The following is a 25080-nucleotide window of genomic DNA, read 5'->3' on the forward strand; positions in this document are numbered from 1 at the left end:
CCGCCTTTTTAGCCAGATGATCTGGCTGAGTCAGAAACTTTCAGACTGAGTGAAGCATATCCATAGATACGGTGAGTGAAGTCTGGGAGATTCTGGCCAGTCAGGCGCTGGCTAGGAAGCGAGTTTTGTATTATTCTGGCTATATTATGGCACCCATAAAAATTGCGGCCGCGTTGAGCGTAGGGCTGGTCACGCTTTTTGCCCAGTCGTCCAGCGGCACCTACCGGCTGGACTCGTACGGCATTGGTTCTGGCGGCAATGCCGGCAGCCAGTCCACCACCTACCAGTCGACCACTATATCTGGTCAAACCTCTACGGCGCCAGGTAACACCAGCACGACTTACGAGCTGCAAAGCGGGGTGCCAGCAACCCATGCCGCCAACGTGCCTGCTGCACCCAACATGACCAACCCGGCGACCTATTACAACAAATTGCATATTGTTTTAGACACCGGCGGCAACCCGACTGACGCCAAGTTTGCCGTTGCCATTAGCACCGACAGCTTCGCGTCTACGCAGTATGTCCAGAGCGACAATACCGTTGGCCCCACTCTGGGTAGCGAAGACTGGCAAACCTACGCAACGTGGGGCAGCGCCGCCGGCGTAGACATCATTGGGCTAAGCTCTAACACCACCTACTACGCAAAAGTAAAAGCCACTCGAGGCTTGTATACCGAGGCCAAGTACAGTGCCGTAGATACGGCCGTCACCACCGGACAATCGCTGACCTTTGATATTGACGTGTCGGCTTCTGACATCGAAACCGGACCACCATACACCACCAACTTTGGCGGCCTGTTGCCGGGCACAGTAACAGACAGTCCACAGCGTATTTGGATTGACTTTGATACCAATGGCACAACTGGTGGCTATATCTTTATTGCTTCAGTAAACAATGGACTACACAGTGTCACCACGGGGGCCACCATTGCCTCGGCCACTGGCGACTTGTCTGTGCTCGGTGCAGGCCTGGGAGCCAAAAGCATGTCAGCTACCCAGTCCGCCGGCGGACCGCTGGCGGTGCAGTCACCCTATAACGGTGCCTCGAACAATGTCGGAGTGCTCAACTCTACCTTGGCCCAAGTCTATTCATCCGGAGCAGCCATCACCGCCGGCCGGGGATCGCTGGTGCTAAAAGCCAAATCTCAGACTTCTACACCAGCCGGCAATGACTATACAGACAGACTCACCCTTGTTGCTGCCGTGGGTTTTTAGGATTTTTCCATACACACCACGTCTGTAAAATATTTCACACTCTTCACCTCTAAAGCTTGTTGAATTTCTGTTGACATAAAAGCACAAGCACAATACGCTTAATGAGAAGTTAATAATCGTTAAGCGAAAGAAAACCAATATGAACAAAAGTATCAAAAAGTTTGTGCCGCTGCTGGCGGCTTTTGCACTCTGTTTGCAACTGTCTTACGGGCTATTCGTGGGCCAAGCTTCGGCTGCCTCACTGAGCTATACATTGGTTCGCTTTAATCGAATGAAACAATCTACTGGTGGGGCAGGCGATGTCTTTACTGATGGTACCGTATGCGCTACCGCAGCCAGCACCGCCACCGAAACCTCGGTAAAAGTTACCTTCCCAACGGGCACTGTTGTGAGCAGCACCGTTGGCAACTGGGCCGTAAGCACTGCCGCTACCACCGGCTGGCCAAGTGGTGCAGTCGCCTGGCCGGGCATTGCGGCACCAACTGGCACAGGTGAGTTTGTCATCTCTGGTCAATCAGTGAACTTTGGTAGCAGCGACCTGACCGCCACTACCAGGTATTGCTTTAACTGGACAAATACTACTACCGCACTAAAGACAAACACCAGCGCAGGCGCCAGCCAATCCGGACAAGTTATCACCCAAACTACCGGTGGAGTTGCGAGTGATACGGGCGACTACTCGACTGCTACCATTGCCAACGATCAGGTGGTAGTCAGCGCTAGTGTACCGCCCAGCTTTACTTTTGCCCTCAGCGGCAATACAACTGGATTTGGTGGCCTGAGCTCTGGTGCTGTTGGCTCAACCACGCCCAACCGTACCGTAACTATTACAACCAATGCCGCCAATGGCTGGGTTGCATGGGTCAAAGACTCAAACGTCGGACTTACTTCTGCAGCAGCCAGCAAGACTATACCCACTATCGGCACGGTAGACGGCACACCCAGCACGCTATCAGCCGGAACTGAAGGCTATGTACTAGATGTCGACGAGACAGCCGACCCCGGCGGTACCGTAACCGTAGACGCCGAATACAACGGTGGTGCTAACGCTGGCGGTACGCTAAGTAGCACTTTCCGGACCGCAGCCGTAGGCACAGCGCCAACAAGTGGTGACGTCGTTACGCTGGTGGGCAAAGCCGCTATTGCCGGTAACACGCAAGCTGCAACCGACTACACCGACACCTGGACTATCATCGGCGCAGGCGCATTCTAGAACTTACAATAAACTTTTTTTGACAGAGCTTTCGGAAGTAAAAGGGGAGACTTCTTGTATACTGAAGTAACTATGAAACGAAGAGGTGTTTTTGCAACAGCGGCCTTGCTGGTAGCTGTCCTGCTGTTCAGTAACCGAGCAGGCGCACAGACCGGCGAACTAAACCTCACCTCCTCTCCGTTACCCATTGCGCTAAAGGCCAAGCCCGGAGAGTCAATCAGCACCGACCTGCGTATTCGCAATAGCAGTTCGACCCCCGAAAAGCTGAAGGTTGGCCTCATGAAGTTCTCTGCCGGCGGTGAAGAAGGAAAGCCACAGCTAGCAGAGCGAGCAAAAGGCGATGACTACTTTGACTGGGTAAAGTTCTCGCAAACAGAGCTAACGGCAGAACCCAACGAATGGAAAACCATAAAGATGACCATCAACCTTCCGGAAGATGCCGCCTTTGGGTATTACTATGCCGTTACTTTTACACGCACCGACCAAGAGCAGGCCAGTGGAGCAATGCAATCGGCCGTCCAGGGTGGCTCGGCTACGCTCGTACTACTTGAAGCCGATGTACCAGATACCAAGCGAGAGCTATCGCTCGAATCCTTCGGGGTAAGTAAACGCACCTATGAATTCTTGCCCGCCAAGTTCAACATAAAGCTTCGTAACAAAGGGAACGTGCACAGCATTCCGTCCGGTACGATATTCATCAAGCAAGGCAAAAAACAAATTGGTACGGTCAGCGTCAACGCGTCAAGCGGCAACGTCCTGCCCAAGTCTAATCGCATTTTTACTACCGAATGGTCAGAAGGCTTTCCGGTTTATAAAGCCAAGCAAGAAAACGGCAAGGCAGTCGTCAAGGACGGCCAACAAGTATACGGACTAGACTGGGATTTGGGCGATCTGCGCAAGCTGCGCTTTGGCAAATACAGCGCTACCTTGGTCATGGTCTATGACGATGGCACGCGGGACGTTCCGTTGGAAGCTACGTTGAGTTTTTGGGTTATACCGTGGAGAATCATTATCTTTAGCGTCTTGATATTACTATTTGCTGGTATTGGTATCTGGGTTACGGCACGCAAGGGCCTCCTGAAATTCCGACACCAACCCGCAAAATTTAAATCGGAAAAATGATAAAACGTACCCTTGTCTTAGCAACCCTGCTGGTGCTGGTTAGTTCGGGCACAGCAGTGGCCCTAGAGCGCAAAAAGACTGGTGGCGTCACAATTACCCCCGCGCTGCAGCAGCTGGTGGTAGAAGGTGACCAGGGGACTCGCGAGGGCACATTTACTGTCCAGAACGACTCCGACCAGACCGCCACCTTTGACCTGTCCACCATAGACATGGGGACACTGGACGATACGGGTGGCTTGGTCTTTTCCGGCTTGTCGCAGGACTACCAAAAAAAATACGGGCTGGCCAACTGGATGGAGCTGCCACAAACCAGGCTGGATATTCCTGCCGGGAAGGCTGCAACCATCCGCTTTACCATAAAGAACAACGTCTTACTGTCACCGGGCGGTCACTATGGTGCCATTATCGTCAAGCAGGCAAATAAGCAGACGGACGTGGACAAACAGGTCACTTTATCACCACAAGCAGCCTCATTGCTTTTCCTGCTAAAACGCGGGGGCGAGGTATACCAGTTATCCCTGCAGGATATCAAGGCGCCTCATAATGCCTGGAGCCTCCCAACCGTAGTAGAGCTGCCTTTCAAGAACGAAGGCAATGTACACCTGGTGCCCCGTGGGGTCGTCAGCATCAAGAACATGAAGGGCGCAGAGATTGCCCGGGGCATCATCAACTCCGAATCGTCCATGGTGCTGCCAGAACGTACACGCACCCTCCATGTCAGCTTTGATAAGCTTGCCAAAGTCACCTGGCCAGGCAGGTACACCGTGGAAGTGTTGTATCGCTACGACGGCCAAGAGAATTTCTCCAAATACACGCAAGTCTTTTATGCCGCCAACCTCCGCATTCTAATGGTGATGGCCATGTCAGTACTGGCACTTGCAACCGTAATCTACGTACTCCGCAGACAGCTACGAAAGGCCGTAAAGTTTGTCACCAAAGCCCTCAGAACTACTTTTTTGCGATTACTTCGGCCCATGAGGCATCGAGGCCGAAAAGTTAAATAAAGCGACTAACTTCTTAAATTTTAGGCAAATTTAAGACGATGAGCCAGCAAATAAGTTTGACAAAACTTAAAACAAAAAGCTTGTGCTTACCCCTGAAATTTGATACTATTAGTAAGAATTTTTACATCTTGGGGTAAAAGGCTATCAAAAAGCAAAAAACACAAAAATTAAAGATTGTGGCAGTCTCGGTATTGGCCGGCATTGCTTTTGTGCCTTTTTTTGGGGGCCAGCAGGCCTCTGCCACTGTTAACCGCCAGATCAATTTCCAGGGGAAGATCGTCAACAAAACCGGCGGCACCAACATTACCAATGGTACGTACAACATGCAGTTCAAGATTTACTCTGGGGGAGACGGCGTGCCCGGTGGTGGCGACGAGACGCTTCTATGGACAGAATCTCGCCTGCGCAACAGCTCCCAAGGGGTTGTTTTTGCAGATGGCGTATTCCAGGTTAACCTCGGTTCGGTCACGACACTACCGGGGAGTGTTGACTTCAACAACAGCACGCTCTGGCTGTCCATGGAGATGGGTAATACCAACGCCAGCTGCACACCCTTTGCCAGCTGCGCCCCAGATAGCGAGATGGACCCAATGGTGCGCTTCACAGCTTCACCGTACTCGTTCAACTCAGACCTCTTGGATGGCATAGACAGTGCTGCGTTTGGTCAGCTAGCCAGCAACCAGACCTGGACCGGCACGCAGACTCTGCAGCCAACTACTAACGTCAGTAGCCTAGTAGTCCAGCAGACATCCGTTGGCTCCCCAACCGCTGACATCCTAAAGGTGAGTACCGTTAACGGAACAAACAACGCCATCCTGGTAATTGGACCAGCAGCAAACGAAGCCGCGGTGAGTATTACCTCTTTTGGCACCGGTCGTGATATCTCTCTGAACAGCGCTGACCAGATTATCCTGAACGCAGCCAGCGGCACCAGCCTGACGAGTACCCTAGCCGGCACCTTGGACGTCCTGAATATCACCGGTACACCAAACACCAGCGCCAACACCGCCTACGGCCTGTACATCGACCAGGCCAACTCGGCCAATGGCAATGGCTTTGATGCTTCGCTGGTTATCGATAACTCCGACAGCAACTTGGCGATAGCCGACGGTATGTTGTTTATAAACGGTGGCGGGGGCTTTACCAGAGGAATAACTTTTGCCGGAGCCACAACTGACGTAACAACTGCCTCGGGCGAGGATCTGACCGTGGCACCAGGAGGTACCGGCACGCTGACCCTGACTAGTGCCGGCACTGGAATTGCTGCAGTTGGTATCAATGTCACAGGATCGGGTGGCGATCTAGACATCAATGTCAACGATGCCATCACGGTTGACGCCGCCACTATGACCTTTACGCTTGCTGCCGGAACCACCGACTTCACCATCGCCGGTCTGGACGCTGACTCTAACCTGATCCTGCCTGGCATGGCTGGAGCTAACGCTATCCTGTTTGCAGCTCCTACGACCGGAGTCGTAACCACCGCCGCCACGTCGACAGGATCACAGTGCCTGGTATCTGGTGCCGGTGCCAGCGGTACACCTACCTGGGGCGCATGTGGTGGAACAACCCCTGATCTCGATGCCGTGTATGCACAGTCCATAACAAACACTAACTTGAACATGGAGATAGACAACGCCGGGGGTCTGACCTTTGACCTCACAACCACCGGAGACTTTGCAGTGCGAGATGGCACGACAGCCTTTGCAACATTCGCCAACACCGGTGCTATTACTTTTGCGCCAACTTCTGGCCAAAGCTTGACCACCACCATCGCCGGGGCGGGCACCTTGACCAACACAATCTCGGGCACCGGTAACGCTACCTTTAACCTGACTTCTACCGGTGATTTTGTAATCCAAGACAACGGCACTGCCGCCTTGACCGTGGACGACTCAGGCAATGTAACGATAGGCGTATCCGATGCTACCGGCACACTTTTGAACCTAGATACCAAAACTACCGCCACGGATCCTAGTGGTTCTGACGGTGCCATGTACTACAACTCTGACTCTAAGAATTTCCGCTGCCGACATAACGGCCTGTGGCAAGACTGTGACTTTGCATCATTGCGCTCGGAATGGATGTTCCAGGATGACTTTGTGACCAACACTGTCACAGCGGGAACAGGGGCAAGTCTGAGCAATGTGAGTAATGGCTGGACATTCGTATCTATCGGCACCGGTGGCACAATAGCAAAAACCAATGTTGGCACTGACGCATCAAACCAAGATCGATTTGGTGTATTGCAAATGAACTCACCGGCTACCGTTACCACTGGCGTCCACCTGCGACAAGACAACACCAGTATGGCCGGCGTCCCGAGCAATCTGACAGTCGAGTTCGCCGTAGGACCAGTGAACGCCGCCGCTGCGACCGCGCAACAACAAACCGCCAGGGTGGGCCTGCTTGACTCGACAACCTCGGCTGCCCCCACAGACGGCATATACTTTATGTACACCGCAACAACAACCGCCGGCAACTGGCAACGCTGTACCCAAACCACCTGCGTTGACACGGGCGTAGCGCGCACCACCACCGCCAACCAGTACCAGCGTTTTCGTATCCAAACCAACTCGGCTGGTACCGGTGTAGAGTTCTTTATCAATGAAGCTTCGGTAGGTACTGCCTCTACTAATTTGCCTGGGGCCACCGCCAGCTATGGGCCAACTATCAACTTTAATACCGTAGATGCTACAATTCGGCAGTGGAAGATAGATTATTTCCAGATCAAAAGAAACCTAACCACCCTCAGGTAGCTAGGTAATGCCCGACGAACGTAAGGGTAAAAAAGTTTATAAAAAACTGATTCTGGGTGTCGTTGTCGCACTACTTATCGCTGGCTTGTCATTCTTTGCTGGCAGTCAGTGGGCTCAGGACCGCATAGTTCACAAACCCGACGCCTACCCACTGCTTGCCAAGCGACTTTTTATCGAAGACCCCAGTGACACTATCATTAATTTTGAGCCATTGCGTAGCAAGCTGAGGGACGAGCTAAGCTACTACTCGAATAACGCCTCACTTTATTTTGAATACCTGCCAACCGGCACATCTATCAGGGTAGGAGACAGCAAGCAATTGGTGGGTGCCTCTCTGCTAAAATTGCCGTACGTGATGGATCTGTACCATCTAGCCGAACTGAAGAGACTGAACCTAGACGACAAAATAACGCTGAAATCAGAGTGGCTCGACGATCAGTACGGAGAACTCCACAAAAAGGGGGCTGGCCACAGCCTAACCATCAGAGAACTCACTCGCATCGCTATTCAGGATTCCGACAATACCGCTATTAACGGTGTGAAATCACTGGTGGCCGACGCCAAACTGGACCCCAAAGACAGCTCCTTTAACGCTCTCGACGTAGACTTTGGTACCAAACAAGACAAGACCGTAGAGCTATCTTCTAGAGCCTATTCCTCGTTCTTGAAGTGCCTGTACTTTGCCTGCTATCTGTCCAAGGGTGACTCCCAGGAGGTCCTAAGCTATTTGTCTCACACCACTGTAGGCGACGACCGTCTGCCAAAATACATCCCCAAGTCAACGACAGTTGCTCACAAAATCGGCGTACTGGGCGAAAAAATCCAGGGTGACTGCGGGATTGTCTATGTAGAGCACCGCAACTACGTGCTGTGCGTACTATTGGAAGAAGGGCAGACCAAAGGCAGCGAAGTTATTGCCGAACTATCCAAACACGTATACGACTACGTGACCCAAGCGCAGTAGCTTAGCGCACAACCTCTAATTTAGAGATAATTTCCTTGGCTCTGTCTATGCCAAAAGACGTCGAGCCGTCTAGTAATATCCAGGTCTGGTCTGTTTCAACAATGGCCTGGAGCCGATCTTTCTCGCCCTTCAAGAAGTACACGGTGCCTATCGTTGCCAGATATGTCTCCTGCGTGTCTATTTGTTTCAGGTTAGCCTGGGGTCGCTTCTGCTGCGTCAGGAACAGGCTACCTTTGCCGGTCGTGTCCGTAAACTTGGTGATTATGCTGTCTTTTTCAGTAGCCGTTTCGGCCGGCTTGAAAACCACGTCCTGAGGGAGCTTGCTTGGGTGATACAGGGTGACACCCAACTCTTGGCCCAAGTGGGCAGGGATGGGCGGTATGGCAACACTAGTCACGGCATAGGCAATGAGCACCCCACCTATAAGCACCAACACCCCGCATATACCCAAAAACATTTTCTTGCGAACCAGTAGGCCGGCTTTTCGACGTAGAAGCAAAAAACGCTCGTGTTGCTTGGCCTTGTCGGACCGTGGGGCTGGCTGCTGTGTCTGTATGTCTTGAATCAGACGTGGTTTTGCTGCTTTGTGCTCTTGTTTGGTCATAAGGCTGCGCTCATTATAGCAAGATGATATCCTCAGTAACTTCTGTAAATTTCTGGTAAAATTAACAAGAGAAACAAACCACATGTCAGAATCAAAAGCACCCACCCAAGTCCGACCAATAGCCCAGCAACCATCCAAGGGGGTGAGTTATTGGAGTGTTACTATCGCAGCCTCTGGATTTATAGCACTTGGCGCACTGTTTTATCACCTTGTCGAGAAGCTGACATGGCTCGATTCTTTTTATTTCACTACCATGACCCTGGCTACAGTGGGCTATGGCGATATAGCCCCCAAGACGAGCGTGGGCAAAGTCTTTACTATGTTTTATGTCCTGATTGGCATATCTATCTTTGTCATCTTGGCCCGCATAGTCATGAGAGGCATACTGCGCCGCGGCGGTAGCAGCCAAAGCCAACAATAACCACATATTTACAGGGGCGGGGTAAAAAGGTAGAATAGCAGGGTTATCGCTATTCCCGGGTAGCTCAATGGTGGAGCAAGAAGCTGTTAACTTCGAGGTTGTCGGTTCGAGTCCGACCCCGGGAGCCAAATATTGACAAATAGCACGTTTTGTGCTATTTTATATTTATGAGTGCTGAATTAATTGTTCATTCGGAAGTTCCTCCTCTTACATGGCAAGAATTTATAGAAACGCATCCTGTTGGATCGATTGCTCTAGATGGGTACGTTGGCGAAGGTCCGCAGTATGAACCAGAAGGCCCCTATTTAAACGCGAATCACCACGAGGGTGTTAAGCGCCTTGAGACACTGTCTACAGCACAGCAAATACTCATGAATGTGCGTATGGGCCTAGATAAAGCCTTTACACGAGATGGTGTTTTTGCACCAAAAGTTTATGTTAATGACTGCGATCAGGATGTTTGTGCTGCCTGGTATCTTCTAAACCACGTAGAGCAGGCTAAAACTGTTACCAACCCGACTCTGAACCGATTTATTAACGTAGCAGGCACCCTTGATGCCACCGCGGGCGCTTTCCCATACGACAGGGATCTTCGAATCTTAGGTGAACTTGCTTGGGTATTTGAACCCTACACGATGTTTAGAGCTAGTGGGGAAATGGCAAGTAAGGATAATGAACAATACCGATCAGTTATTCAGAGCGTAGAAGCTAGAATTCAGCAACATCTGGTGGGTGGAGGAGAGTCCGCAAAGATCGATGCTCGCTATAAACTTGTGGGTGGTGGTCAAGACTGGAAAATGATTGAGGAAGTTGGCAAAGATGGGCGCGTTGGCGCGTTAGTTGATGGCATAGATGCGTATGTAGCCGTTCAAGAATTACCCGGTGAACGCTGGCGCTACACAGTCGGGCGAAGATCAGAGTTTATACCATTCGATGTTCCTGTTCTGATAGACAGACTTAACCAAGTTGAGGCCTGTGAAAAAGACAGGTGGGGTGGCGCAACCATTATAGGTGGTAGTCCTAGGGTTAGTGGCAGCAAATTAAGCCCAGCGAAAGTCGAGAAAGTCATCAACGAGTTCATTGCCGAAGCCGAAGCGTAAGTTTCGAAGTACGAGCGCTTGGGATCGTTACTAGCTGATTGCTATATCTCGCTTTATTGCGGTTATAACGTACTCTATCGTTGTGAGCCAAGCATTTACAAATACCACATTACGTTTTATTTGTCCTGCGAGTACGAGGGCTATTATGCTATCTGGAAAGATTTAGTCTCTCCTGATACAAAAATCGCTGAAGATAAAGCTGGCGCACTAAGTCGCGCAACCACTCCTGAAGAAGCTGCAACCATCGAAAGAGTATTCGGTTATTGTGCAATCGACAGATTGTCAGTAGCTCAAGAAACACTCGATGATCCTCTTACGAGTAGAGGTGCAAAAATGGGTGCTTATATATCTAGAGATTCAGTGGCTCGGGGCATAGAACCATATCGTCTTTCTTAAAGTTGCGAAATACGCCCATTAGAGAGGGCCAGCTAAAGACATTTGCTATACTAGGTTCACATGAGCACCGACGAATTCACCAAATTATTTCAATACCTGCAGCAGATGGATAGAAAAATTGAAAAACAAACTGAAACCATGGCCACAAAAAACAACATAAACCAGATACTAAATCGCTTAGACTCGATTGAAAAACAATTAGAAATTTCTGAAGATGAACGGTTAGTCATGGGCCATCAACTAGACAGGCTTGATCGTTGGGTTCGTGAAGTAGCGGACAAAATTGGCTATAAGCTGACTGTTTAATTTTTAGCGAAGGGGGACTGGGACTCACCGTGCGCTGATCCAGGTACCTTCGGCGACCCCGAAACTTCATCTTTGAGAGCAAGTTCTCAAGAGAAGATTTCCTTGCAAAAGTCCACTGGACTTTCTCACCCAGGAGCCAATTTTTGACAAATACCACTTTTGTGGTATTTTATTTTTATGATTGAAAAATATGTGATCACAGACGGACCAGATAAAGGTCACATTAAGGACATAGATATTGCTATGGACCTTGCTTACACCGAAGACGCTTGGCGAGAGGAAAATGGTGGAATTCCTATGAATCAACCGCCAGAACGCTTAGGTAAACCAGAGTTCCGCTTTCGGCAACTAATAAATAGTGAATTAAGTCGCTTAATTCTAGAGGATATTGTATTAACAACAAAAAATGAACTTAACGAAATTTATAATACTGAAGCCGCAAGGCAGGCTGATCCTGAGGAAAACAATGAGGATTGACTACGTTATAGAATGGTTAATCGTTTGGCATCTTTAGGTGAAGATAACGGTTTTGATGACCAAACCTGCTACGAAATTCTTGATATGCCACTCCCAGAAGCTTTTGAGACTGCATACAGCTACTTAACTCAAGCAGGTTTAGAGGCAGACACCATTCTTGCGGATTATACGGAGGCAGATTAGTAGACCAGGTCCAACTTTATCGCAGTTATAACTTCCTCTATCGTGCTGAGCCAAAGATTATGAACTAAAAAGCACCTCTGTAAGTTGAGGTGTTTTTAATTTGGGATTGCCCCTTCATAAAGCGGATAGCAAAACTTTTCGACCAGATTGATTTAAGAACAAGCATTGACAAACTGTATATTACAGAAATATACTAAGTTTATGGATATCTTGCCCGAGCCGCTGTCCTTCCAATGGGATAAAGGCAATATCCCTAAGAACCTCCAAAAGCATAACGTGACTTATCAAGAAGCTGAGGAAATATTTGTCAACGATCCGTTTATCTTAGCCAGAGACAAAGATCATTCTAAGAGCGAGCGTCGTTATTGGGTATTAGGTCAGACTAAATCAAATCGAAAGCTCTTTGCAGCTTTTACGATTAGGGGCACTAAAATAAGAGTGATATCCGTTAGGGATATGACACAAGCAGAGGAGGATGTATATGAAGACTATGAAACAAATTCCTGAGTTCAAGAACGAGCAAGAAGAAGCCGAGTTCTGGCGCACCCACAACTCTACAGAATACGTAGATTGGTCAGATGCCAAGAAAACGGTATTCCCCAACCTCAAGCCAACTACCGAATCGATATCTCTGCGGCTACCGTCACCACTGCTGGCTCGCCTTAAAGAGTTGGCAAATGATCAAGATGTACCTTATCAGTCGCTTATGAAGGTATACCTAAACGATCGCGTAAAGCACGAGCTTAAGTCCAAGAAATAACTTTCTTTTACGGCAGACCAGAAAATTTGGAAACTGTCCATTAGGTCGAGCCAAACAAGGACTGTCCCCTAGGGGGGCGGTTTTTGTTTGGCTTTCGAGCCGGCCCCGAAGCAAGACAACGCACCAGCTTTAGCTGACAGAAGGTTGTCAGATATCAATTGGTTATGGAGCGGCGAAAACTTCTATTTCCGAGAGACCTATATTCTGTGTGGTACCACTAACCGTTTTGATAACGAGCTTAACACTTGTTGCCGTTATGTTGGGGAAATTTAGCGTAACGCCTGTGCCGTCATTGTTTAGTGCGCCCACATCCATAGTAGCGATAGTACCCCCTACATTAAACCTAATGTCAGCACTGGTTATCTGGTCGGTACTATTAGGCCGATCATGAAGGACTATCTTGTTTATGGTTCGTGCTTGTGGCCAAACCAGTTTTAGCCAGCTACCAGCTTTGCCACCCCAAGTAGCCCATTCTTTTGTGTGGTCAGTTGGGTACCCCGTAGCAAATCCATCGACAGCCTTTCCTGCAAGTTGATCGGACCAGGGAGATTCTGACGAAGTAGTTAAGACTGACGAAGGTGCAATGTTCGTAAACGCCCCCGACCCACCGTTCTCTGACCGGGTGGTGTATTGCCTGAGTAGCCATTGAGCATAGGTTCCAGTGCCACAGGCTTCATCACTTGTGCAAACAAAATCGTGTGCCCCGTAAGCATAAAAAGCATTCTTTTTAGCTGTCCAATCCGGTCCCGATACATTTTCTGGCTTGGAAGATATGCCATACCCCTGGTAAGCAGTTACCCCATGCGTGTTTGCGAACTGCTGATGAGCTGCTCTGGCAAAGTATGAAGCAGTATGATGGTCACTGTGATCACCGTCACCAAATACGCCGTTAAAGTCCTGGGTGTATAGCTCATCAGGCTGGTAGCCATTCATCAACGCCAACAGGGTAGCTATAAGCTGTGGCTTAGTGTAGCCAGAAGTTCCATTAACAGCCCATAGCTCAGATATCGAGCCGAGCCACAGCTTCTGCAAACTGGTGTTATTGGTGGCAGCAAAGCCGCCGCCCTCACCGTTACCATCTGGCAACCGCAGGAATGTTAAAGATACGGTCGGGTGATTCGTCATTGTAAATACCGGTATCGGATGACCAGGTACACCTGCGTCAATCTCTTGCCATAAGTTCGCTACGCCAGCCATAGAGGCATAAGCCGCCTTGGCACCCGCCTCGCGTCCCAGCCAATAGTTAGCGTCCCAGCCAGCATCACCGGCAGTGACAAATACCGTTCTTACACATTTGCCATTTTGGATATCGTGCCATAGATCGGGATTCTGGAATAGCAAATCGTCATCTTCATGCGCCACAACACTCATGACAGAACCATTCGGACAATCCACTGCACGCACAGAACTGCCGCTAGATGCTATCAAGCTCACTAAAAACATACTTAGAATCAACCCAATATAAAATCTATTGCCAATATCACTGAATAATTTCTTCACTTAGTACTCCTAATATGGCAGCTTAAACTCACTAAATTTTAGTTTATACTACCGATGCTCGATTAAAAACCATCTGAAATCCGAAACGAATAAATGCCAGTATTCGAAGTGCATCTATTGGTAGAAGCTATAGAAAAATACTCAAGCTGAAAGTCGGGGCTCCAATTGTGCCGCAGGCAGTGCGACAAGTTACGAGCATTGTCCGGCCCCAGAAAAGCGCAGTACTGTATGATGTAGCTATGGAATTTATACAATCAATCAAAGCAACTGCGCAGCAAATTATTGAACTCAGTAACCAGCTTGGGGAGCGGACGCACACGTGGAACCAAGGAAAGGCAGCACCAGCTGGTGGATATACTGACCGAGCTGGATTTGTTGTCTATGATGATATCGAACTATGTGCCGATGTTTATGCGGCAGAGGACGGTACCGAGAGCTTGCTACGAGCCAGGCTGGCCTGGTCGCCACAGGACGAAGCTGAGCCAATTCTGTTCACGATAATCACACTCGATTTTAATGCCGACCCAGAAAAGACCAAAGCAATCATAGCCGACTCGGATAATCTCACGCAGCAAGCCCTAGTGTCATTGCTGGGCGACCCAAGCACCACACCAAAACTCATTCATGTTAGCCTAGAAAGCAACCAACATCCTGAGCGCAAACCTGTCGGCAAGCGCTATGAATACAGCGCCGAGGACTTGCCAAAACTCACAGCAGCAGATCAAGAAGAATTTTTGAGTACGCTCAACAAAGCTTACGACCAAATACTTTCAAAGTAAGCACTAGTTGGCTGCATGACCATAGATCACGAACTGCCTTACATTCCCCCAGCGTCTAGTGTTGACATATTGAGCGATGAGGCCCTGAGGGCAGGGGCACGGAACGTTGCCGAATCAAGCAGACCGCGCGAAGGCTTTCCTGGCCTTATTGCCGGTTATCCAAATAGGCGTTTATATATGTCTCGTGAAGATGTTCTTGCAGCTACTATGTCCGAAGAGGTCCATGAACTGTCTGACGGTACGCTGACCAAGATTCATCGAATCTACCTTACGCCCGGACACGACACCGCGAGCCAAAGCCGTCAAGACTTTTTGTCTAATCCGGACAACACAGGCAATCTTCTTTACCCACCTGTTGCGGATATCACGACCGGCAGTGATAAAAAAGTCGCGCCGCAGGCTTTCCGGCGGTGGCTTGATATGGGGTTTCGGGTATTCGATCAGCATGACAGAGTTTTGCCAGGAACATATGAACGGGTCATACAGCTACTAGGCTTAAGATCTCAGGGCAATTACGGCACAAAACTCGGTATGCCAGTCGGCAACGGTACCTTTGCGAGCCCTGGCTCGCACCCCGCAAGTGACCCTTTTATTCTTATGCGACTGGCTGATGGCGACCTTGCCACATTAGTCTCTGGCCATCCGCCAACAGAGCAATCCCATGAGGTATGGGTGCCGCCTGGGGGCTTCGGCTCAAGAGAAGATGTCGTTGAGGGTCGATATTCTTCGTGGCAGGCAGCCGTCCGACTTTGTCTGAGGAAAACGGGCTTTGACATCAGGGAATTTCCTCACATGCCCGTGCATGCCGAACTAGCTCTCAGCTCCCCCACAACAATAAACAGCATTCTTATCCCGGAAAGCCATATGGTGGAAGCTCCATTTAGCGAGAATGCTAAAGTTTTGGATGAGATTCCAACCGGGATAGATGTCCAGGGTGCTCAATGGCTATCCGTGCGGGCATTATTACGCCTCAACAATGGCATGCGTCGCCAGGGGCAAGCATCCGAACTCGATCAAGCAGCCCAACCCGACCATATCTACTGGGATACCCACATGCGCGGATTAATCGCAGCCGTGAATGCTCTTCGCACCGAAAGCCATTTGGTACACTGAGCCACTTCAACAAAGTGCTCCGCTCTTACTTTCTTGCATCCTGCGTGGTCGCCCTGAAACACAAAAAGGTTGCTCTTTTTTTCAGGAGGTGGGGTATCATGCATTTATGTACGAAGATCTAGCATATGCCATCGAGAAACTACTCGCCGAGCAGGAGGTGGTTGTCGTAGCAATATCGGGCCATGGTGGCTCCGGCAAATCGACCCTAGCCGATAAGCTGGCGCGCCAATTCGGGGTAGCCGATAATCAAATCATTCGAACCGATGGCCTGCACGCAAAGAGTTATATGCAAGCAAAAGACCTTTTTGACCATCACGACTGGGCAACCATCATGGACATCATGTCGAATGCCCGCACCAGTGAGCGCCTGAAATACCTAAAGCGTAACGACAAAGAAATAGAGAGCATAGTTGATGAGCCGCGCCCACGAGTAGTCATATTCGAAGGCATTCGCCTACTGCGCCCAGGGATAATGCCCTTTGTAGACATCAGCGTTTGGATAGATTGCCCCATAGACCTAGCTACCGCCCGCGCCAAAGAAAGAAATCGTCAGCAGGGTGACAGTGAAGCCGAAATTGCACTATGGGATACCAAATGGGGCCCCGAAGGCAAGCTTTACGTAGAGCAAGTTTCGCCACACAAAATCGCGAGCTTTATATACACCGAATATATCTAGCGTAATTGATGCACTTGATTTGCTACAATTACCTCAATGACTGTAAAACATACTTTTTCTGCCATGCTTCAGCCAACCAACCATGCCTGTACACAGGCTGCTACGGCAATGCTGCTCAGTCATTACGACACTAGCGCAACTGTTGCACAAGTTATGAAAGAATCCCCCACCCATAAGAATGACAATGGTGACGAGGCAGGATCAAGCATGCAGCAACTGGCGGTCTATTGCCTAGAACAGGGATACGAAGTTGAACTCTATAGCTTTGATGCAATAATCCTAGATCTAAGCTGGGGTGGTTTGTCCAATCAAAAACTGCTCGAAAAACTAGAGAAGATTAAAGATAGCCGCGATGTAAAAAACTTAGGCAAAAGCGGCACGAGACAATACATCGAAGAATACATAGCCTTCATTAAAAAAGGCGGGAAGTTGATAATCAAACCGTACCCAACCACCCAACTGCTAACCGACCTAGTCAAGCAAGGGCCGCTGTGTGTTGCAATTAGCCACCCCACTATGACAGGGGCAGGTCACACCAAAAGCGTGGGCTTACGAAAAGACGTCCAGGAAGACCTCAAAAACGGCATCAGCACTCATGCCGTGTTAGCGTACGGCCAAAACGAGGCTGGGGACTACCTGATCTCAGACCCGTGGGGGCATCCGCAGAGCTATACGGCTACATCGGATCAACTGATCGCCTCTATCATGGCTGCGCAGTGGCTATGCGACAACATAGTCTTTAGAATAAGCGCCAACAAATAACTCTAGCGCGTGCTACCCAACCCAGAATAGCGAAATCGACAAGTATTTGTGCTGTGGGCAACTTGCCTAGTTGCGTTCCTTAGCTAGCCCGAAGCATAAAACCGAAAGGTTGACTGTAACCGGTTTTATTGATGAGCGCCGGTGCACCAAAACTTATCAAAAAGTGTACGAAACGGCGCCTTCTATCTGACGACCGTCTTTTGCGAGGATGGCGGGGAAGTGCTACGAGAGTACATTCCCGAAGATGCACCAGGTACAGCAATAAGCGTCCTGGAAGAATCATTGTTTATGCAGGCACTCCGGCGCTCTTCGCAAGCCCAGGCTAATATCGTGCCCGCCGAGCACTCCGGTGATCACTAGTCTGATCGTCGTTTCTTGATCCAAATATACTGCGCAACAATGACAGCACCTATAAATGTGCCAACTAATGACAGTAGCAAATCACCAATGGTATCACGATAGGCAGACAGTGATTCAACCGGATGGCTTCTTACAAAACTGGTGTACTCCAACGCTTCCCAAATAATGTGAGTTACCGCGCTGTAAGCAACTACCAGCCCCGCTGTCACCCATTTTTCATATCCACGATCTCTTAGCAAATACCCCGCCACTAAAACCCAGGGAATCGACAGCAGCAGATGCATCACGTCGTCCCAAATGGTGATCTTGTCATAGAGGGCAAGGGTGTTGCCCAGCAGGTCAAACGCCGCTACAAAGGTCAAAGCCATGTCGACAAAATAAGGATATGCCAGCAGTTTGTTTTTGCGCCTGGCAAAACTCCAAGCAATGTACGTTAGCAGAGCAGCCAACGGGTAGAAGACAACCCGAAGAGCAATGGCTTTGTTTTTGTACTGCGGCAGGTCACTAAAATACACTGCATGTACCAGCAGGCCAAGCAGGCCGAACTTCAGCAAAATATTAATAGCCTTAAGCTTGCTCATCGCTAGTAACTATATACTTTTAGAACTTTAAGGCGAAGTGAATTGCGTCTAGCCCAGCATTCGGTGTCGCACGCAAGTGGTTTATGATATTGTATCTACTCAAATGGGAACTTATCCAAATATCGCTATCAGTGACCCAGACAGAGACTGGGAAATAAACCCAAGAGCCGGAGAGGCTGGCATGCAATTGGTTGATGCCTATCGAGAAGGGTTAACTCATCGGGTAGCTATGGTGGCTATTCTTAATTCTGAGGCTCAGATTCTATTGCAGGTGCGAGGCGAGAATATTCTGTGGCCAAACTTATGGGACATTTCGGCCGCAGGGCATGTTGAAGCAAACAAGACATACATGCAGTGTGCAATCTCAGAAACCTCGGAAGAGGTGGGCATAGACATCACACAACAGCCATGTGGCAACTCGCTACAACGTGTTGCGCACTTCAAGTCCGTAGAAACCGTCATAGCGGGCAACGACCAACGATTGCAAGATGTTGCAACTGTATCTAGGTGGAATACTCTATACGTCTACCAACTACCTGGTGGTATAGATTACCGCATAGACAATACAGAGGTTGTTGAGGCTTCATGGACAGAGCTAGGAGTAGCTCGACAAGCCATAGCCGAGCAGCCAGAGGAATTCCGAGAGGGAGCGGTGTACGCCCTGCAAGCACTCTATGCCGTCATTGATGCCGGAAGACTCTCTACTCTACAACAATAGAGGCATGAAATTGTGGATTATACAAACTGCGCCCGCGTGGGAAAAGGCGCAACAGACAGGCATACTCAAAGGCGATGGCCGGCGGGTAGACCGCTTCTACAAGCCCTCTTATGAATGGTTAATGGGCCAAATGCGAGAACGCGTCCCGCAGTATAAGGGAGGCTACCCTATATGGGCCTACGCTAGCGACAAGCCTGATTTGCGGCGCCGACAGTTTACGCGCGGAACCCCTGGTGTTCGCCTAGAGTTTGTAGCAGAAGCCGACGAAGTCCTGATCTCAGATTTTGACGCCTGGCACATGGTATTAAATGGCATCTACTGCGCACTAACCGAGCAAGAAGACGAGGAATTTTATAAAAATAACGGTTCTTATAGCATGTGGTTCCATGGCAATAAAGACCCAAAAAAAGTCGCCCAGATCACAAAAAGCTGGGAACGTATCTTTGACGTAGAGGCGTTAGCGGCCACTCCAGAATGGGAAGGATCTCAAACTTTGCAGGCAACACTGGGACAAATCACGCTGGATCAGGTTGTCCAGGTTACTCCATTCATTTCACGATAGATATCTGTTCTCTGGGGTACTTGCTATATAATGCTAATAAAATGAACTTACCTCCCGAAGTACGCAGCTACGTCATAAGCATGATGCAGCAGGGTTATGGGCCCGAACAAATCCGCGCTGGTCTGCAGCAGGCGGGGTGGGACACTGCTGCTGCCGCGCAGATAGTGGCCTTTTATTTTGCACCCCAACAATCCATGCAATCTGCACATCCCCTGCGCAGAGCCACCCTCAAAAGATTTATCATACTGCTCGTAGCATGCCTTGTGATCGGTGGAGGCGTGGGAGCATATATGCTTCTGAAAGATCGCTCTGGGCAGCACAATGATCCGCATTCAAAGCAGGATGAACACCAGTCAAAAGACATCACCAACCAACCAAGCGCGGACGCCTACACTGAGTTTGCGCAGCTAAAAGGGACAACCCTTTTACTGTCGAAGAAATGGACCACCAAACCCCGGAGCGAGCCGTCGTCATATGTATCTATTCTTAATTTCGACCCAGGGGCGGTTGCGTCCGAATTAAAGGCTGATGATCGTTATCCCAGGAATGCTAATTTTTATCACGATGTTAAACGAAGAGACCTCAAAACATACCCATATTCACTGGATAAAATGTATGAGGTTCAGCTGTTTAGCAGACAGCTACCCATACCCGCCACGTTAACCGAAGAAGCCATCAAAACCCAAGAAAAAGACAAAATAGAAGACCTGCAGATGTACAAGGTTAACGGCATTACGGTGGCTGACTACATAACCAAACCCGGCGAAAACGCGCTTGATCAAAGGATTATCCTCATAAGAGACCAGGCAGGCACCAAAGAAGTGACCGTTGTCATAAACCCCAACCAAAGCCGGGACAAGATCACCAAAGACAATTTTGATGGCCTTATGGAACTGATAGGTTCTATCAAGTTTGTACCATAACTGATTCTTTTATTTCTAATTGATTAGAGTTAACCAAGCCTGTAAGATGGGCTGGATACCGGTTAGGCATTGCCTATCAAGTAGATAGAACACGGCCTAAATACCCCGGTATTGCTATTTTTAATCGGAAAACCCCTAAGGAGGGTTAGTGTTGCGTTTTCGGGTTGCTCCGCTTTGTGGTGCCGCTTTGTTGGTTGTGGGCCTGTCGGCTTGCGGCCTTCCCAAGCACGATGAGAACTCCGGTGCCCAGGTGGACATCGTGGCAGCCGGCGACAGCTACAGCACCGGGCAGGGCTCTGCTGGTGCCTACTACGCCAACGGTGACGGTGATGCCAAGAGCCCAGACGATCCTCGGACCACCTGGCGCCAGGGCACACCAGTAGCAGGCGACCTGGGGTGTCACCGCAACCACGACGCGGCAGCCGAGCAGCTGTGGCGTGAGACAGACAGCGCTGGCTCGTTCATCAACGCCTCGTGCAGCGGTGACGTCATTGCCAACCTGACCGGCAGCAATGTACCGCCGCAGTTGAACGATTTCGATGTGGCCCAGCGAGAAGATGTCGAGCTGATCACCATCACGGCTGGGGGTAACGACCTCCATTTCACGAGCATCGTGGCCAACTGCTTCTTCCCCGGCGTCGCGGCCAATGGTCCGTGTCGAGAGCAGCAGGACATTGCCCTCGACCTCCTGGACGCAAGCGGTGGGAAGAGCCAGATCCAGAGCCAGACCCAAGCGGCTCTGGAGCACCTGGGTCAGCAGTTCCCGAATGCACTCGTGGTGCTGATCGGCTACCCCCTCATCTTCGAGGGAAGTTCGTTCGTGCTGCCGGCTGACACCACGCATGCCGTGTTCGACCCAGCTGCTGCCATACTGGACGGCATCGAGCTGCTCAACTCGCAGCAGGCCCAAGTGGTGGACGACCTCAACGACTCGTTCGGCGAGAAGCGGTTCGTGTTCATGCCACTCCACGAGGACGACAACATGGGCGACTTCGACGGACACGGTCTGGGCGGAGCAGGGCAGGACTTCCTGAACGATCTCAGCGCCACGCCGGATTCCAGCGAGTGGGTCCATCCCAACGCCGCCGGTACGGCCGCCATGGGCGATGCCCTCCGCGACCTGCCAGAGGTACAGGCGTTGTTCGCCTAGCTTCGCAGCTGGGTGCAGCAAGTGTTTATCCGATTACCGCTGGGGTAACTCAGTAGCTTACAGATGGGGCATGAAACCCGCCCGCCGGCAAGTAGTGCCCCATCTGTAAGGATTTATTCAACCTACCAAGTCCGCTGATCTATTGGAATTTCCCAATATCTCCTCTCTAGGGCGTCCTCGATCATCGTAATTTCATACTCTAGCCCACCAAAAACTCCATCACATAAATACGAAAGAGCCCTGGCCTTTGGCAAGGGCTCTTTTTGCTGCAACAGCGTACCGTACTACTAGCGACCAAACTTGGAGGCAAGCAGGCTCAGGTCAAATATGTTGACCCTGCCGTCATGGTTGATATCGGCCCTGCCGAGATCAGATCCGCTGCGACCAAATCGAGAAGCAAGGATACTTAGGTCGTAGATGTTCACTCTGCCATCTTGGTTTATGTCCTCGTCAATGTAGCTAGGCGTCGGTGGCGTAGGAGTGGGCGTTGGAGTAGGCGTTACGTTGTTTACCGTAAAGTCGATCCTGCCACTGGAGTTTTGGTTACCAGCTGCGTCCCGGGCTCGAGCTATAACGGAGTGATTGCCATTATTCAGGCCCAGGTTGATGGTGTTGAGGCTAAATCGATAGGGCGCAGACATATCCGTACCTCTGCTCTGGCCGTCTACCACAAATTCTACTTGGGATACTCCAACGTTATCAGAAGCGTTGGCAGTGACATCGAAGGTGCCCGAGACAGTGGCATTGTTGGCTGGTGCCGTAATAGAGACTGACGGTGCGCTCGTGTCAGGGGCTGGGGTTGGATTCGGTGTGGGTGTTGGAGTAGGGGTAGGAGTTGGGGTAGGCGTGGGAGTCGGTGTAGGTGTTGGAGTGGGCGTAGGGGTGGGTGTAGGAGTCGGTGTGGGGTTCGGGGTTGGATTGGGGTTAGGTCCAGGAGCTGAGATGCCAGGGTTGATATTACAGATCGGGTTAGTGCCACAGTACAGCTGGCTTCTTGGCAGCACAGTTCTATACTGGTGTGCGCTCTCTACATAGGCGTTGAAAATTTGGCTGTCGCGAGCAGGGTTGGCTTCTCTCGCCCCGAAGTTAACCTCGACACGTATTGGATACTTTTGATCCTTGGTCAGCTGTATGGGAGTGCCCATGACTGTCTGCGAATTTGGCTGCCAAGCGTCCAATACCAGTTGATTGTTGATCCAGATACGCATACCAACATCTTGGCTACGCCCAAAGGTGTAAGGCTCGGTAAACTGGGCCTGGAATTCTCCGGTCCATCGACCAGTAAAGGGCTGTCCCCATGGCTTTATCCATAGTGGTGGCAGGGTATCGTCCTCGGCATAGCTTTCGCTAACCGTAGGCTCGTGCCTGCTGTAGACTTTTGTAGCAAAGTTACCCGTGAAGTATTCGGCCAGCAGGCCATCGCCGGTGCCGTAGTTGTCTGGCGCAAAAGGTGCAATATCAGTCCTGACGTTCCCGGCAGTAATCTGATAGGCTTGGCCGCCCTTGGGTTGGACCCGGACGCGGTTACTAGGATGGCTACTGTCGTTACCATAGGCTATGGCAGTGCCAGGTCCTTGGAACGTTGAATTCACAATGTCTATCCTCTTAGGTATGTAGTTACCCACTCCTTGTATCTGGACGGCATGTTGCGTCCAGTTCCTAAAGATATTGTCATGGAACAGAGTAGGCACCGGAAGCGCGGGGGGATCAGGCAGCTGGGCCTCAGACGCCGCTACCAGGACGGGGGTAATACCCGCTCCATCCCATACCATGTTTTCGTACTTCTGCTGCCTGATCGATGAAGTATTAGCCTGGAGTTTTATACCGGCCGTACGGTTACCGTATACTTCGCCGTTAAAGTAGTGGTAGTCGTTGGCGTATGCACCGTGGATGATACCGTAGGTCTGATTGTAGTAAGTGACAAAGTTGCCAGTAGGGTGCAAGTGTGGGGAGTTTTGCCAAACCTGGATACCATTTTGGTTGTGGTTGTGCGTTATGTTGTTGTCAAAGCCCCAGACGCCGTGGTCACCGTTGAACCAGGCAAATCCGCCTTGTTCACCAGAGCCCTGTATGCCTACGGCGGCATTATTCGTAGCTATGTTACCAACACCGCCCAGCAGGAAGAACGACATGCCGTAGTGACGCGGTATAGTATTTGCCACCAGGTTATGGTTCCAGACAATGTCATGGCTGTCGCTATTTTTATCTAGATCATGCGGATCCCACCAAAAGGCTGCCGACTTTACCTTATAAGCAATGTTGTTACTCAGTGTCACACCATGGCTGGCATGAGTCACAAAGGTATGGAAGTTGCCGTCGCGAGCTACCACGCCATCAATGAGCGAACCGCGTGATGCATCACCCATCAGGTGCATGTGTATGGCATAGCGGCCTAACTTAAAGTTGGGTTGTTTAATAGCCTCGTCCACACCGCCCGAACCCATATGACGCAGTTGGGCATCCCGTATGAACTGGGGTTTGTCGGAATGGATGAAGATGTGAGAACTGCCGTTAAAACGACGCTTATCATCCCAGTCGTTTTCGAAAGGTCGAGCAATGGCTGTACCCTCTATACGAACGTTTCGCGTCAGGTTACCCACTTCCGCCGTCCACTTGTTGTTTACCATAGGGTGAGCCCTACTTGGACGATCGTTAACTACAACGGTATTGCCCGAAATAGATTCAATCTTGCGCTCATCGAAAGCGTTGTAGCTTGACGCACCAACAGTTGGTGCCTCTGTGGGAGAGACAACTATCTCATCGCCCACTCGCCAGCCCACTGGTACCTCCTTGAGAACAATTGTCCTATTAGCTACCCCGTTGTCTGCGTTTGCGGGGTTCCATGAACCTGCAAGGTTTGTCCAGCTGGTCTTAGATGCACCGTCCAGATCCAACTGACCGGTATCCATAACCCACATGCCCACGTCTGTATCGAGCGGTATCATGCCGCCGCCCTGGAAGCCTGGCTCATTAACCTCTACAAACTGCACAAAATGTTCTACGTCAGGCGTGGCGGGCTTCATAGTAAGCTTGCCCGTAACAATGAAGTTAGCATTGGTAATAAATTTGGAGCTTTTAGCGGGATCAAAGGTCAGGCTACCCCTGATGTAAGTCGTGCCCATCTTGGGGCTCGTGGTGAGATCAAAGATAACATTGTTACCAACAGTCACCGTGTCACCAGTTGCCGGCACACGACCAGTAGACCAAACTGTGGGGTCGCTCCAGCGGCCGTCCTTGACACTGCTAACGGCCTCGGCTGCCCGCGATAGCACCAACAGGGAAGCACCCGCTACCGCGAACACAACTACGAAAGCCGCCATCATGGTTCGCTTAGGGTCTCTGGCCAGCTTGCCGTATAGTCGTCTTACTTTGGATGTGATGTCTTGAGCTCGGGGTGCCGATGCCATGTTAGTCTCCTGTCTTTGCTTTGTGA

26 protein-coding genes and 1 tRNA gene are annotated in these 25080 nt (G+C 50.4%); 23 read left to right on the plus strand and 4 right to left on the minus strand.

What is annotated here, in order from left to right; all coding sequences use genetic code 11:
• The first annotated feature begins 71 nt into the window (after nt 1-71).
• From VK694_06340 to VK694_06365, 6 genes are all read left to right on the plus strand, one after another.
• A complete protein-coding gene (locus VK694_06340; GenBank protein HTE58337.1) occupies nt 72-1214 on the plus strand; it encodes a hypothetical protein in 1143 nt (380 codons plus the stop codon).
• Nucleotides 1215-1353: 139 nt separating this feature from the next.
• Nucleotides 1354-2427: a hypothetical protein gene (locus tag VK694_06345; protein HTE58338.1), complete on the plus strand. Its 1074-nt coding sequence runs from the start codon at nt 1354-1356 to the stop codon at nt 2425-2427.
• A gap of 54 nt (nt 2428-2481) precedes the next feature.
• Nucleotides 2482-3549 (plus strand): hypothetical protein, encoded by a 1068-nt coding sequence (locus tag VK694_06350; GenBank protein ID HTE58339.1) that lies wholly within the window; start codon nt 2482-2484, stop codon nt 3547-3549.
• Complete coding sequence (locus VK694_06355) at nt 3546-4553, plus strand: hypothetical protein (protein HTE58340.1); 1008 nt, start codon at nt 3546-3548, stop codon at nt 4551-4553. Before VK694_06350 ends, VK694_06355 begins: the two co-directional genes overlap by 4 nt.
• Before the next feature lie 176 nt (nt 4554-4729).
• On the plus strand, nt 4730-7312 hold the full coding sequence (locus VK694_06360; GenBank protein ID HTE58341.1) for a hypothetical protein: 2583 nt from the start codon (nt 4730-4732) through the stop codon (nt 7310-7312).
• Nucleotides 7313-7319: 7 nt separating this feature from the next.
• Entirely contained in the window at nt 7320-8276 is a 957-nt protein-coding gene (locus VK694_06365; GenBank protein HTE58342.1) for a serine hydrolase, read from the plus strand.
• 1 nt (nt 8277) lies between these two features.
• On the opposite strand, the gene VK694_06370 is transcribed toward VK694_06365, so the two are convergent.
• Nucleotides 8278-8880 carry a hypothetical protein gene (locus VK694_06370; protein ID HTE58343.1) on the minus strand — a complete coding sequence of 201 codons (603 nt, stop codon included), beginning with the start codon at nt 8878-8880 and terminating at the stop codon, nt 8278-8280.
• 82 nt (nt 8881-8962) lie between these two features.
• Between VK694_06370 and VK694_06375 the strand changes: the two genes are divergently transcribed.
• The 8 genes from VK694_06375 to VK694_06410 all read left to right on the plus strand — a co-directional run bounded on the left by VK694_06375 (nt 8963) and on the right by VK694_06410 (nt 12523).
• A complete protein-coding gene (locus tag VK694_06375) occupies nt 8963-9301 on the plus strand; it encodes a potassium channel family protein (GenBank protein ID HTE58344.1) in 339 nt (112 codons plus the stop codon).
• Nucleotides 9302-9354: 53 nt separating this feature from the next.
• Nucleotides 9355-9429: transfer RNA gene (locus VK694_06380), tRNA-Asn, on the plus strand.
• Between the two features lie 39 nt (nt 9430-9468).
• Nucleotides 9469-10401 carry a hypothetical protein gene (locus VK694_06385; GenBank protein ID HTE58345.1) on the plus strand — a complete coding sequence of 311 codons (933 nt, stop codon included), beginning with the start codon at nt 9469-9471 and terminating at the stop codon, nt 10399-10401.
• Between the two features lie 456 nt (nt 10402-10857).
• Entirely contained in the window at nt 10858-11103 is a 246-nt protein-coding gene (locus tag VK694_06390) for a hypothetical protein (protein ID HTE58346.1), read from the plus strand.
• Nucleotides 11104-11280: 177 nt separating this feature from the next.
• Entirely contained in the window at nt 11281-11580 is a 300-nt protein-coding gene (locus VK694_06395; protein ID HTE58347.1) for a hypothetical protein, read from the plus strand.
• A gap of 24 nt (nt 11581-11604) precedes the next feature.
• Nucleotides 11605-11763, plus strand: coding sequence for a hypothetical protein (locus VK694_06400; GenBank protein HTE58348.1), 159 nt, complete (start codon nt 11605-11607; stop codon nt 11761-11763).
• A 201-nt stretch (nt 11764-11964) separates the two neighbouring features.
• Nucleotides 11965-12270, plus strand: a complete 306-nt coding sequence (locus tag VK694_06405) for a BrnT family toxin (GenBank protein HTE58349.1) — start codon at nt 11965-11967, stop codon at nt 12268-12270.
• On the plus strand, nt 12245-12523 hold the full coding sequence (locus VK694_06410; protein ID HTE58350.1) for a BrnA antitoxin family protein: 279 nt from the start codon (nt 12245-12247) through the stop codon (nt 12521-12523). Before VK694_06405 ends, VK694_06410 begins: the two co-directional genes overlap by 26 nt.
• Nucleotides 12524-12685: 162 nt before the next feature.
• On the opposite strand, the gene VK694_06415 is transcribed toward VK694_06410, so the two are convergent.
• Nucleotides 12686-14023, minus strand: a complete 1338-nt coding sequence (locus VK694_06415) for a PIG-L family deacetylase (protein ID HTE58351.1) — start codon at nt 14021-14023, stop codon at nt 12686-12688.
• Between the two features lie 239 nt (nt 14024-14262).
• Here VK694_06415 and VK694_06420 point away from each other — a divergent pair, with 239 nt between their 5' ends.
• The 5 genes from VK694_06420 to VK694_06440 all read left to right on the plus strand — a co-directional run bounded on the left by VK694_06420 (nt 14263) and on the right by VK694_06440 (nt 17713).
• Nucleotides 14263-14802 (plus strand): hypothetical protein, encoded by a 540-nt coding sequence (locus VK694_06420; protein ID HTE58352.1) that lies wholly within the window; start codon nt 14263-14265, stop codon nt 14800-14802.
• Nucleotides 14803-14979: 177 nt separating this feature from the next.
• Complete coding sequence (locus VK694_06425) at nt 14980-15915, plus strand: hypothetical protein (protein ID HTE58353.1); 936 nt, start codon at nt 14980-14982, stop codon at nt 15913-15915.
• Between the two features lie 106 nt (nt 15916-16021).
• A complete protein-coding gene (locus tag VK694_06430) occupies nt 16022-16591 on the plus strand; it encodes an AAA family ATPase (GenBank protein ID HTE58354.1) in 570 nt (189 codons plus the stop codon).
• 36 nt (nt 16592-16627) lie between these two features.
• Nucleotides 16628-17353, plus strand: a complete 726-nt coding sequence (locus VK694_06435) for a hypothetical protein (GenBank protein ID HTE58355.1) — start codon at nt 16628-16630, stop codon at nt 17351-17353.
• 219 nt (nt 17354-17572) lie between these two features.
• On the plus strand, nt 17573-17713 hold the full coding sequence (locus tag VK694_06440; protein ID HTE58356.1) for a hypothetical protein: 141 nt from the start codon (nt 17573-17575) through the stop codon (nt 17711-17713).
• Here the strand turns inward: VK694_06440 and VK694_06445 are convergent.
• The gene (locus tag VK694_06445) at nt 17710-18294 is read right to left on the minus strand and encodes a hypothetical protein (GenBank protein ID HTE58357.1); all 585 of its coding nucleotides are present in this window, start codon (nt 18292-18294) and stop codon (nt 17710-17712) included. The genes VK694_06440 and VK694_06445 overlap by 4 nt on opposite strands.
• A gap of 103 nt (nt 18295-18397) precedes the next feature.
• On the opposite strand from VK694_06445, the gene VK694_06450 reads away from it, so the two are divergent.
• From VK694_06450 to VK694_06465, 4 genes are all read left to right on the plus strand, one after another.
• Nucleotides 18398-19012 carry an NUDIX domain-containing protein gene (locus VK694_06450; GenBank protein ID HTE58358.1) on the plus strand — a complete coding sequence of 205 codons (615 nt, stop codon included), beginning with the start codon at nt 18398-18400 and terminating at the stop codon, nt 19010-19012.
• Between the two features lie 4 nt (nt 19013-19016).
• Nucleotides 19017-19574 carry a DUF3841 domain-containing protein gene (locus tag VK694_06455; protein ID HTE58359.1) on the plus strand — a complete coding sequence of 186 codons (558 nt, stop codon included), beginning with the start codon at nt 19017-19019 and terminating at the stop codon, nt 19572-19574.
• A gap of 41 nt (nt 19575-19615) precedes the next feature.
• Complete coding sequence (locus tag VK694_06460; GenBank protein ID HTE58360.1) at nt 19616-20497, plus strand: hypothetical protein; 882 nt, start codon at nt 19616-19618, stop codon at nt 20495-20497.
• Between the two features lie 148 nt (nt 20498-20645).
• Nucleotides 20646-21647, plus strand: coding sequence for an SGNH/GDSL hydrolase family protein (locus VK694_06465; protein HTE58361.1), 1002 nt, complete (start codon nt 20646-20648; stop codon nt 21645-21647).
• Between the two features lie 287 nt (nt 21648-21934).
• On the opposite strand, the gene VK694_06470 is transcribed toward VK694_06465, so the two are convergent.
• The gene (locus VK694_06470; GenBank protein HTE58362.1) at nt 21935-25054 is read right to left on the minus strand and encodes an Ig-like domain-containing protein; all 3120 of its coding nucleotides are present in this window, start codon (nt 25052-25054) and stop codon (nt 21935-21937) included.
• Nucleotides 25055-25080: the final 26 nt, after the last annotated feature.

Source organism: Verrucomicrobiia bacterium (assembly GCA_035489575.1).
GTDB lineage: Bacteria > Patescibacteriota > Saccharimonadia > Saccharimonadales > JAGQNK01 > DATHJY01.

What these genes read in the sequence shown, in the direction of transcription:
- VK694_06345 (HTE58338.1), top strand. Translation starts at nt 1,354, where the DNA reads ATGAACAAAAGTATCAAAAAGTTTGTGCCGCTGCTGGCGGCTTTTGCA.
- VK694_06355 (HTE58340.1), top strand. Translation starts at nt 3,546, where the DNA reads ATGATAAAACGTACCCTTGTCTTAGCAACCCTGCTGGTGCTGGTTAGT.
- VK694_06365 (HTE58342.1), top strand. Translation starts at nt 7,320, where the DNA reads ATGCCCGACGAACGTAAGGGTAAAAAAGTTTATAAAAAACTGATTCTG.
- VK694_06370 (HTE58343.1), bottom strand. Translation starts at nt 8,880, where the DNA reads ATGACCAAACAAGAGCACAAAGCAGCAAAACCACGTCTGATTCAAGAC.
- VK694_06375 (HTE58344.1), top strand. Translation starts at nt 8,963, where the DNA reads ATGTCAGAATCAAAAGCACCCACCCAAGTCCGACCAATAGCCCAGCAA.
- VK694_06385 (HTE58345.1), top strand. Translation starts at nt 9,469, where the DNA reads ATGAGTGCTGAATTAATTGTTCATTCGGAAGTTCCTCCTCTTACATGG.
- VK694_06390 (HTE58346.1), top strand. Translation starts at nt 10,858, where the DNA reads ATGAGCACCGACGAATTCACCAAATTATTTCAATACCTGCAGCAGATG.
- VK694_06395 (HTE58347.1), top strand. Translation starts at nt 11,281, where the DNA reads ATGATTGAAAAATATGTGATCACAGACGGACCAGATAAAGGTCACATT.
- VK694_06405 (HTE58349.1), top strand. Translation starts at nt 11,965, where the DNA reads ATGGATATCTTGCCCGAGCCGCTGTCCTTCCAATGGGATAAAGGCAAT.
- VK694_06410 (HTE58350.1), top strand. Translation starts at nt 12,245, where the DNA reads ATGAAGACTATGAAACAAATTCCTGAGTTCAAGAACGAGCAAGAAGAA.
- VK694_06420 (HTE58352.1), top strand. Translation starts at nt 14,263, where the DNA reads ATGGAATTTATACAATCAATCAAAGCAACTGCGCAGCAAATTATTGAA.
- VK694_06425 (HTE58353.1), top strand. Translation starts at nt 14,980, where the DNA reads ATGTCTCGTGAAGATGTTCTTGCAGCTACTATGTCCGAAGAGGTCCAT.
- VK694_06430 (HTE58354.1), top strand. Translation starts at nt 16,022, where the DNA reads ATGTACGAAGATCTAGCATATGCCATCGAGAAACTACTCGCCGAGCAG.
- VK694_06435 (HTE58355.1), top strand. Translation starts at nt 16,628, where the DNA reads ATGACTGTAAAACATACTTTTTCTGCCATGCTTCAGCCAACCAACCAT.
- VK694_06445 (HTE58357.1), bottom strand. Translation starts at nt 18,294, where the DNA reads ATGAGCAAGCTTAAGGCTATTAATATTTTGCTGAAGTTCGGCCTGCTT.
- VK694_06450 (HTE58358.1), top strand. Translation starts at nt 18,398, where the DNA reads ATGGGAACTTATCCAAATATCGCTATCAGTGACCCAGACAGAGACTGG.
- VK694_06455 (HTE58359.1), top strand. Translation starts at nt 19,017, where the DNA reads ATGAAATTGTGGATTATACAAACTGCGCCCGCGTGGGAAAAGGCGCAA.
- VK694_06460 (HTE58360.1), top strand. Translation starts at nt 19,616, where the DNA reads ATGAACTTACCTCCCGAAGTACGCAGCTACGTCATAAGCATGATGCAG.
- VK694_06470 (HTE58362.1), bottom strand. Translation starts at nt 25,054, where the DNA reads ATGGCATCGGCACCCCGAGCTCAAGACATCACATCCAAAGTAAGACGA.